The sequence below is a fragment of the Metaprevotella massiliensis genome (assembly GCF_900241015.1).
On the sequence record NZ_LT965947.1, the window covers coordinates 1 to 1,551 of the forward strand.

1 protein-coding gene is annotated in these 1,551 nt (G+C 40.5%); it reads left to right on the forward strand.

All coding sequences use genetic code 11. The features are described 5' to 3' along the window. The first annotated feature begins 363 nt into the window (after positions 1 to 363). Positions 364 to 1,317 carry an IS256 family transposase, variant Zn-binding type gene (locus tag C1709_RS00890; protein ID WP_102285059.1) on the forward strand — a complete coding sequence of 318 codons (954 nt, stop codon included), beginning with the start codon at positions 364 to 366 and terminating at the stop codon, positions 1,315 to 1,317. The last annotated feature ends 234 nt before the right edge of the window (positions 1,318 to 1,551 follow it).

Below are 1,551 nucleotides of genomic sequence, written 5' to 3' on the forward strand. Positions count from 1 at the left end.
CGCATGTCCACAGGAGTGCAACAAACCCGAAAAACATTTGTTTCGTTGAGTACAAACATAAGTTTTTCGGGCAAAGGTAGTAAGGCAGGAAGACCACGCAAAGGCGGCTAATATTGGATGCTTACGGTTCAGGTGGCGCTTTTTGCATCTCCTTTGCAAGGAAATCAGACCTATAGCTCATTTTGCAGGATGGAATCCTCCTTAACTACCGATATACACTGGTGTTCTCAGCAATTCAAACGTTTCAGAGATGTTTCGACCTTTGAAATCGTTCAATAGCTCATTTTGCAGGATGCAATATAGCTTAATGTTCGATAAACACTAACTTCGCTGGTATTTGAAAAGCCAAAAAGCGAAGTTATAATGAACAAGAAAAAATGCCCAGTGTGTAAGAGTAAACACACCGTGAAAAACGGAGTGCGTCATGGAAAACAACTGTATTTGTGTAAAGATTGTCATACTCAGTTTCGGCCTGGTATTAATGTATCCGAGGACGAATTATGGCGAGTATATCAACAAGAAAAACAAACCATATCCGAGTTATCGTTACGATTTGGTATTAGCATCGCAACTGTCAAGCGTAGACTACATAACATCAAGCGAGAATGGGTGCAACCCCCACTTTCAGGAGGAGGTTTTGTTCATTTGGACGTTACCTGTTGGGGACGTGGTTTTGGTGTCATGCCAGGTCTTGATTCTGCTACAGGTTGCCCTTTGTATATGTCCTTTGTGAAGAACGAAACCGTAAAAGACCATGAATATGCAGTGAGCAGCATCGTGAGCCGTGGCTATACCATTGAGGGAATTATTATAGATGGGAAGCAAAGTTTGTTTAAGACCTTCTCAAGCTATCACATACAAATGTGCCAATTTCATATGAAGCAGATTGTCAAACGCTATCTTACCCTGAATCCTAAGATGTTATCTAGTAGGGAACTGAAATATTTAGTGGGTAAACTTCATAGAAGTAATGAGGCTGATTTTGTGCAAAGTTACCAGGACTGGAAAGTGAAATGGAAGAATACTATAAACCACAAGAGCCTGCATAAGGACGGAAAGATGCACTACACACATCAGCGTTTAAGGTCGGCGATGAACAGTCTAGAGTTTTACCTTCCTTACCTCTTTACATATCAGCGAGAAGACTGCAAGGGTATGCCGAATACAAACAACAAGATTGAAGGCACATTCACTGACTTAAATAAGAACTTAAACAACCACAGTGGACTAACAATGGAGAACCGCAAGCGGTTCATTTCTGGGTTTTTCTTGGCATTAGCAGAATCTCTAAGTATGAAAAAGCAGGAGCCGCGTTGATAGCAACTCCTGCCCATACTTGTCAATCTGCGCAGTTCTATTCCTTATGAAGTTGCTCCCCAGCAGAGCTTCACTACGCTTCAAACAGCAAACCAAAGGTACAATATGTACCCCAGTTCGGGATAAGAAATAGTTCATAAAAAAGTTGATAGTCTCACAAATATTTTGTATCTTTACAGTTGATTTACAACAAGTTACAAATATATTTGATATGACTACCGATTACAAAGTTAC

Bases quoted from the DNA above. Each gene is read 5' to 3' on its own strand.
- C1709_RS00890 (WP_102285059.1), top strand. From the start codon at position 364: ATGAACAAGAAAAAATGCCCAGTGTGTAAGAGTAAACACACCGTGAAA.